The organism is Streptomyces sp. NPDC055078 (genome assembly GCF_053607985.1).
Genome location: NZ_JBSGUP010000173.1, coordinates 1 through 7,501 on the forward strand (window position 1 = coordinate 1; position 7,501 = coordinate 7,501).

General features: G+C 63.4%; 8 protein-coding genes and 2 pseudogenes. 6 read left to right on the forward strand and 4 right to left on the reverse strand.

Going from position 1 to position 7,501, the window contains the following annotated elements; genetic code table 11:
* Positions 1 to 400 precede the first annotated feature (400 nt).
* Positions 401 to 1,159 carry a helix-turn-helix domain-containing protein gene (locus tag ACWF94_RS16920; RefSeq protein WP_453488245.1) on the forward strand — a complete coding sequence of 253 codons (759 nt, stop codon included), beginning with the start codon at positions 401 to 403 and terminating at the stop codon, positions 1,157 to 1,159.
* A 2-nt stretch (positions 1,160 to 1,161) separates the two neighbouring features.
* Positions 1,162 to 1,635, forward strand: coding sequence for an NUDIX domain-containing protein (locus ACWF94_RS16925; RefSeq protein WP_453488247.1), 474 nt, complete (start codon positions 1,162 to 1,164; stop codon positions 1,633 to 1,635).
* Here ACWF94_RS16925 and ACWF94_RS16930 read toward each other — a convergent pair.
* The 4 genes from ACWF94_RS16930 to ACWF94_RS16945 form a co-directional block, all read right to left on the reverse strand.
* The gene (locus ACWF94_RS16930) at positions 1,623 to 2,195 is read right to left on the reverse strand and encodes an HD domain-containing protein (RefSeq protein ID WP_453488249.1); all 573 of its coding nucleotides are present in this window, start codon (positions 2,193 to 2,195) and stop codon (positions 1,623 to 1,625) included. The genes ACWF94_RS16925 and ACWF94_RS16930 overlap by 13 nt on opposite strands.
* On the reverse strand, positions 2,192 to 2,659 hold the full coding sequence (locus tag ACWF94_RS16935) for a GntR family transcriptional regulator (protein ID WP_453488251.1): 468 nt from the start codon (positions 2,657 to 2,659) through the stop codon (positions 2,192 to 2,194). The genes ACWF94_RS16930 and ACWF94_RS16935 overlap by 4 nt, the downstream gene beginning before the upstream one ends.
* An 836-nt stretch (positions 2,660 to 3,495) precedes the next feature.
* Entirely contained in the window at positions 3,496 to 3,927 is a 432-nt protein-coding gene (locus tag ACWF94_RS16940) for a hypothetical protein (protein ID WP_453488253.1), read from the reverse strand.
* Positions 3,924 to 4,223, reverse strand: a complete 300-nt coding sequence (locus ACWF94_RS16945) for a transposase (protein ID WP_453488255.1) — start codon at positions 4,221 to 4,223, stop codon at positions 3,924 to 3,926. Before ACWF94_RS16945 ends, ACWF94_RS16940 begins: the two co-directional genes overlap by 4 nt.
* 45 nt (positions 4,224 to 4,268) lie before the next feature.
* Here ACWF94_RS16945 and ACWF94_RS16950 point away from each other — a divergent pair, with 45 nt between their 5' ends.
* The 4 genes and pseudogenes from ACWF94_RS16950 to ACWF94_RS16965 all read left to right on the forward strand — a co-directional run.
* Positions 4,269 to 4,472, forward strand: coding sequence for a hypothetical protein (locus ACWF94_RS16950; protein WP_453488257.1), 204 nt, complete (start codon positions 4,269 to 4,271; stop codon positions 4,470 to 4,472).
* Between the two features lie 405 nt (positions 4,473 to 4,877).
* Positions 4,878 to 5,867: a hypothetical protein gene (locus tag ACWF94_RS16955; RefSeq protein WP_453488259.1), complete on the forward strand. Its 990-nt coding sequence runs from the start codon at positions 4,878 to 4,880 to the stop codon at positions 5,865 to 5,867.
* 322 nt (positions 5,868 to 6,189) lie between these two features.
* Positions 6,190 to 6,593: pseudogene (locus ACWF94_RS16960) on the forward strand (transposase); the annotation flags it as partial.
* Between the two features lie 51 nt (positions 6,594 to 6,644).
* Positions 6,645 to 6,899, forward strand: a pseudogene (locus tag ACWF94_RS16965) (PIN domain nuclease); the annotation flags it as partial.
* Between the last annotated feature and the right edge of the window lie 602 nt (positions 6,900 to 7,501).

Consider the following 7,501-nt stretch of genomic DNA (forward strand, 5'->3'; position numbering starts at 1 on the left):
AGTCTTGGCAGCTACAAGGTGTGCCGTGCGGTTCTTTGAAGCCGATGGCGTGTCCCCCATCTGGGGTGTGGGGCTCGGTTGTGACACCGGGCCCGCTCTCGATCGGCTGGTCTCCACTCGCCTCAGCCGGAGTTGTCACGGCCGTCGGACTGCGGTGGATCACGCTATGGAGTTGTGTCACCAGGTCCCGATCCACGGAACGTGATGCAGCACCTCTATTACAGGTACTGCATCGACTCTCGTCAAGTGTGTCGGCGGAGTCTTTGGGCTTCCCGTGAGGACTTCTTGGTGCACCATCAGAATCGGTGCAGGTGGGGGGCGTTGTGCACCTCCCCCATGGACACCTTGGGTCGATCTCGCTACCGTCAGGAAGTCCCTAGACGTCCCATCGGGGGTTGAGATGTCCAACGAACGCTTACGGTCCGCCCTCTTGGCTCAGGGCGTGACCGTGCAGGATCTGGCCGACGCGATCGAGGTCAACCCGAAGACAGTTGAACGCTGGATCACTCAGGGGAAGGTGCCGTACCGGCGGCATCAGTACGCGACGGCTTCACTGCTCAAGGTCGATGTGACGACACTGTGGGACGACTCCCGCTCGGTCGAAAGCGCGTCGGACCTGAGCAAAGCCGAGATCATCACGGTGTACCCCCATCGGCACATGGTGCCCACAGGGCTTTGGCGCGAGATCTACAACCGGGCGAAGACGCACATCGACGTTCTCGTCTATTCCGGACTGTGGCTGTCGGAGGACCCGCTCTTTCACGATCTGCTTCGGACCAAGGCGCAGGGAAACGCGCAGGTGCGCATCCTGCTTGGCGAGCCGGACTGTGCAGCCGTCAAACAGCGTGGCATCGACGAAGGTCACCAGATCATGGACGGCAAGATTCGCAATGCGCTGATGAACTACCGACCGCTGTTCAACAGCCATCCGGACATCGGATTCCGGCTGCATGACGCAACGCTCTACAACTCGCTGTTCCGAGCCGATGACGAAATGCTGGTGAACACCCACGTCTACGGCATCGGCGCGTATATGGCGCCCGTCCTTCACCTGCGGCGCCTGCCTGGCGGCGGCCTCTTCGACACGTACGCGAATAGCATTGAGCAGACCTGGGGAGGCGCGCGCCAGGTAACGGAACACGACCTCACGGGAGCCTGAACATGGGACGCATCGACTACCTCCACGATCCCGAAGCCCCGCCGGCCAACTCGGTAGTGCCTTCAGTCGTCGCGTTCGTACAGAACGACGCGGGCGACGTCCTTGTGATCCAGCGTTCTGACAACGGCCGTTGGGCGCTCCCGGGCGGTGGGCACGACATCGGCGAGTCCATCAGCGCCACCGTGGTCCGTGAGGTCTGGGAAGAGACCGGCATCAAAGCCGAAGTCATCGACATGTCGGGGATCTACACGGACCCTGGCCACGTGATGCTGTACGACGATGGCGAGGCCCGGCAGCAGTTCAGCATCTGTTTCCGCGCGCGGCCTACCGGCGGGGATGTCCGTACGAGTGACGAAACGACTCAGGTCCGATGGGTCTCCCCATCGGACCTGTTGGAGTACGACATTCACCCCACCATGAGGCTGAGGATCGAACACGCCTTGGACCGGACGCGGACGGCACCCTACATCGGCTGACGTTTGGCGGTGGCGAGCCGTTCGAGCACTCGTGCCGTACACGCGAGGATCTCAGGCTCTGCCCTGCGGATGAACGTCCCGATCAGGCTGTCCGCACCGTAGCGACTGGCGATCTCGTTCACTCGGTCGAGAGGGTTCGTCGGAGTACCGTCCGGGGTCGTGTTCATGTCGCAGTAGCAGAGCGCGTCATTGAGGGTGGGACCCATTCGCGGGAACTCGCCCTCTAGGTCGTCACGAAGTCCCCGCGCTTCCGCCTCCATCCACGCGCACGAATGATGGGCAACAAGACAGACGACCCGCTTGTCGGCATCGACCGTGTCCCGGAGGTATCGCGCGCCATCCAGGGGATGGAAGCCAGTCACCGCGATATCAGGCGCATATCCGATGTCGTGCAGGACCGCAGACGCTTCAAGCAGCTCGGCATTCTCGCCGAGAATCGGCGCCAGCGCTCGGGCCCGCTCGGCTACCCCGAGGGAATGGGCCCACCTTCGAGGCAGGGGCCCGGACAGCAAAGACTCTGCGAGGGGATAGGCCCACTCGGTCAATCCGGTGGTGCTCAAGGCTCGGTGCTCTCCTCTCGGTCGGGCAGGGCTCGTACAGTCCGCGCCTTTCCCTGCCTCGCTTCTGACAGCAACCCTGCTGCTTCGAGCTTGTCCAGAGCCTTACTCACCGTTGGTCGAGAGACCTCGAAACGCTGGCTTAGCTCAGACGTACTGGGAAACGGTGCCCCGACCTTGAGATTGTCAGTCGCGAAGACGTCCGCCAACCGCTCAGCCAGCGGTCGACGGTCGGTGTGGTGGGTGCTTCGGACCACCCGCCACCGGCCACCGGGCACCGGCTCGGCAAGCCCTTCCTTCTTCAGGACACCAAAGGCCCGGAGCGCCACGCCCCGGGACACTCCGTGATCACGCATAAGGTCGGCGGCGGACGGAAGCTCCGCCATGTCCTCATCGGCGTCGATCTGCGCTCTCATCAGGTCAGCGATCTTCAGGAAGGTACCCCGAGGACTGCTCTGCTCTGACACCCGCTTTCCTCCCTGAGTACGGACCACCCCCGCCAGCGCGGGAATCACTACCTACCCGGCAGCGGCACCCACCGCACGGCTGGACCACCCCCGCTCGCGCGGGGACAGCCGCTGACTTCAACTATGGCACCCCTCCCATCGAGGACCACCCCCGCTAGCGCGGGAAGCCATCAGAGTCGAGGGTGTCCATCCGGCGGCCCCCGGGCCACCCTCGCGTGCGCGGGGACACACCCGATGCCCCGACCGTGCGCCCTGTCATCGCTTCCTTGCAGCGCCAAGCCTGAGAAGGAGGCACATCGTCTAGGAGTCCAGGGGGCGGATCATCATGGCCAGTCAGTCCAGGTGCGGTGCGCTCACCGCGAAGGGGACCCGGTGCCGACAGTTGGCAATGGTCGGGGCGTCGCGGTGCATTTTCCACCGCGGCGAGTGGTCCTCGTACACGATTGAGCAGCGCAAGGCGAAGGCACGCAAGCGCCGGAAGAAGTAGCGACCGCAACCGGACAGCAGGGAAGGAACCTGCTGTCCGGTTGATTCACCTACCTTCGCGGTCGGATTCCCATCCCCATCAGCGGTCGACTCCGCCCCTCGGCCCCGCTCGTTGTCCTGGTCTTTGTCCAGTGCACTGACGGTCGCCACCGTTCACCGCAGTACGCACACCCGCTCTGACCTGCCGCGCGAACCCCTGCGAACGCCCCCGGACCGCCACGCGGACAGTTGGAAAGCGTGTTGGGGGCAACCCCTCACGAGTTCGAATCTCGTATCCTCCGCCAGTGCCTCACCGGGCACGATGTCGATGGGCCCCACCGTTCGCGGTGGGGCCCTCGACGTGTCTGGTCTCAGTTGTCCCGTGCGGCAGCCAGAGGCAAGGAGACTGGGGCACGGGTCACCCGGTTGCCCACCACGGAGGCGACCGGTCCACTGACCAGCACCCACGGAGGCAGAAGTGAGTGCTCAGCGAGCCTGATGTCCATTTCCCACCTGTTGAGAATGGGATGGACTATTTGATCAGTGTCATGGAGCGCCTCGACGATAGGACTGAACCCCGTGACTGAAGTACGCGGTGCTCCACGGGCGTTCAGACGGGAGTGTCGGCGCCGGGTGTTGTAGCGGTGCAGCCACCGGAACGCAGCCTTGCGTCGGCCGCCCGGCGCACGGCCCGGCCGGCGGCGGCAGTAGTAGAAGCTGGAGCGGGCGATGCCAAGGATGCTGCACAGCCGCTTCACGCCGTAGCGGCGCTGATGGTCGGCGACGAACTGGAAACGGTTCACCAGCGCGTCTCCCCGGCGAAATACTTCGCCGCCTTCCGCAGGATCTCGCGCTCCTCTTTCAGCTCGCGGACCTTCTTGCGTAGAGCCGCGTTCTCCGCCTGCACCGGAGTGGGCGGCTCGGCGGGTACCTCCGCCCGGCGTCCCCACGGCCGGTTCGCTCCGGCCGCCCGCACCCAGTTCCGCAGCGTCTCCGGGTTGACACCCAGATCAGCGGCAACCTGCCTGATCGCCGCTCCGGGACGCGACTGGTACAGCGCGACCGCGTCCGCCTTGAACTCCGGCGGAAAGTGCTTCATGACCACGAGATATCCGTTCTCAGGTCCTCAAGATCCACGACTCAAGTGTCCAAGATCCGGGGTGAAGGCCCGTACGCGACTACCCCCACGACCGACCACATCGTCGAGTACCGCCTGGCCTCAGATCAGCACATACGCCAGGACCACGACGCGGCACTCGACAGCATCAACAACGCTCTGCGTCACCTACCCTCGCTCGGCAACCGCGGCAACCACAAGCTCATGCACGAGCAGTGCCAGCAAGCATGACGGCAGCGTCGAAGGCCGGCTACGTGCCAGCCTCGACACCGAGTACCGGTGCCGACTGGAAGAACGGGAAGCTGAACCAGACAAGGCGCACGCTTGAACCCTCGGGAGACCAGCCGCGCCACGGCAGTACGGGCCGTGGAACTTGTCGCCGTGTTCACCGCAGCGCAGGCAGTAGCCAGACGTGCGCCCGTAGCGGGGCCGTAGCCGGTTCCAGTAGACCCACCTCACTCTGCCGCCGCAGGCCGCGCGCCACCTGTCGACTGCCACTACTCATGCCCCGCATATTGCCGTGCCGCCAAACATAGTTCACTCGATGGGGCTGAATCCCAGCAGAAATCCCCGAAGTGTAACTGCCGCGCCTCATGATTTTTCGTAGGCCCGATCTGGCGGCGCGAGAGGAAACCCATGCGCGATGTCTTCGCTCTCATCACGGAACGAGTCCTGCGTGACAGCGGCGGGGAGCCCATCTGTGCGCATGTCGGCGATGTTCAGGTATGCGCAATCAAGAGCCATCCCACATACCAGGTTTTGCGCGAGAAAATTCGACTTGGCCGATCGAAATCCGTAGCTAGCTTGCGCCTCTGGGAGTCGGCGTGCACTTTGGCGAGAGAAGGCGACCACAAGGATCGGGAGAAATGGTTGATGATCCTATTGGATCTACTAACTCCATACTTTGGGGGGTGGTCGAAAGAGTTGTCGCGAAAATGGCATTATGAGACCTCTGACATCAGGTCTGCGATGCTAGAGGGCGCTCTGGAGGCATGGTTTTCCATGGCAGGTGGCACGCCTTCCAAAAAACTCCTGGATACCATGATGACTCGCGCGTTCACCGGCGCTCGCGGCCTGGTGGAAGCCGGAAGATCGGAAACGTGTGCGGCAAGTGCGGAGTACTTGATTGCTGATGCTGCGTATGAGGAAGATTCTACGGTACTCGCATCGTCAATCATTGACGTCGGCCCGGTGCAGAACCCGGATGCCGATGAGAGAATTCGCGGCGAGCGCACAGGAGCTCTACTGCAACGAATGGGAGCTATGGACCATGCCAAGATCATGCACGACAAACTCCGCAGCGGTTGCCGTGATGAGGTAGATACCCTCTGCATTACTCCCGCACAGGTAGGGCGAACCTGGGTGGACGGGAGGAATCTTTACTATCGAATTTCCGATCTCCTGCCACAGTATATCGCTTTCAGCGAGGCGGCCGATATTGTTGGCCTTTCGGAATCACAAGCATCAAGGATGGCCAGGAAAGGCTCACTCCCCTTTAGAGTACTGTGGATTGGCAATAGCCGGGTCGTGTCGGTCAAGTCGCTTATGCGCATCTTGGGTATCCAGGACTCCATTGTGCATCCCGACGATGTGGAGAATGGGGCTTCTCATGTCGGCGGAGAATAGAAAAGGAGAATAGAAAAATCGACGAACTCTTTCGTTGCCAAGGTGGACTACCAGTCCTCTGCTGCTATTTCCCAGGCTCGACGGGCGAGCCAGGGCCGGGCGGCGGAGCTCCGGGAGCTTTCTTCGTGCGGCACCCGCGTATCGTGGAACTGCACCATCCTTGAGCCCGGCTCCTAAGCGACCTCGGCTTACCCGCCTGTGACACGTTCCATATCTGTCGAGGCGCCTCCTAACCTCGTCGTTTCGGTTGGGGTGCGGCTGAGGTTGGGTAGGAACGCAAAGTGCCTTCCTGAGCTGGGACGATGGACCTTATCCAGGAGTTCTGTCGTCGCTAGAGGAAGGCACTTTCTGCGTGAAGGATATCGGTTCGCGGCCACGGCTTGTGGTGTCCACCGACGGGTCGAGGGTGGTCGGGCGCGCCGGAGCGCGTTTGCTGGCGGACCTCGCGGAAGCGACCGGGCTGACAACGGCGTATTCCACCGTGCTCCGACCTCTTCGGCCGCGTGGCACCGGCCATGACCCAGGCCGGATCACCACCGATCTCGCAGTGATGCTCGCCAACGGCGGCGAGGCGATCGCGGATCTCGCCGTTCTGCCGGACCAGCGCAACATATTCGGCCCGGTGGCCTCCACGCCAACGGCTTGGCGGCTGCTGGCCACCGTCGGCGAACGCACACTGGACCGCCGCGGTCGGCCTGCGCCGCAGCCCGAGAGGTGGCCTGGGCTGCAGGCCGCCGAGACCCGCACCGCTATACCCGCAGATCACCGAGCTCGAACTTCTTCCACCGCGCACGGTCAACTGCCGACCGGGCGCGCGGCATCGAGGACATGCGGTTGATCTTCGGCTGGGCTCCCGTCGACGACCGCGCCTGGCAGGTCCAGCAAGCCCTCACCAAGCAGGGGAAACACCGAAGTGCCGGAGCTGTCGACCTGGTCGTCGCCGTGACCGCTAAGTTGCAGGGGCTCACCCTGCTCCATCTCGATCACGACTTCGAGTGCATCGCCGAAGTGACCGGGCAAGCCCTCCAGTGATACGACCCGGAGCACGGCAAGTAGGTTGGCAGTGGTTGCAGTTCTGGTTGCGTTCACTGCCGTACGACATCGTTCAGAAGCCCCACCCGAATTGGCTGCACCGCAGGTCAGAATGCTCCCGTACATCCCCGTACCCCCAAACGACCATTTGGAGAGCGTGTTGGGGGCAACCCCTCACGAGTTCAGATGAAACCTACTGGTGGGCAATATTCTCGGGCGGGACGCCACCGAACGGCGAGCCCCTTGGCACACAGCGCCAGAACAGACCTCGTCACCCCGGCGTACCCAACTACAGTGGGTCGGATGCAACCTGCTGCCGTGCCGGTGGGGCCACCCGCGATCGCCGCTCGCCCGCCCCGCGCCTGCGGCTGCCCAGGTCTCACCGTCACACCCCGAGGCCATGTCGGCCCTTCCCGCCGCCCTCAAACGGAATCAGAAAGCCCCACATTTGCGATATGCAGCCCATTTCTTCAAGACGTGCTATGCGCTAGAAAGACTGGCCGCGAACCGCGAACCGCGAACCGCGAACCGCGAACCGCGAACCGCGAACCGCGAACCGCGAACCGCGAACCGCGAACCGCGAACCGCGAACCGCGAACCGC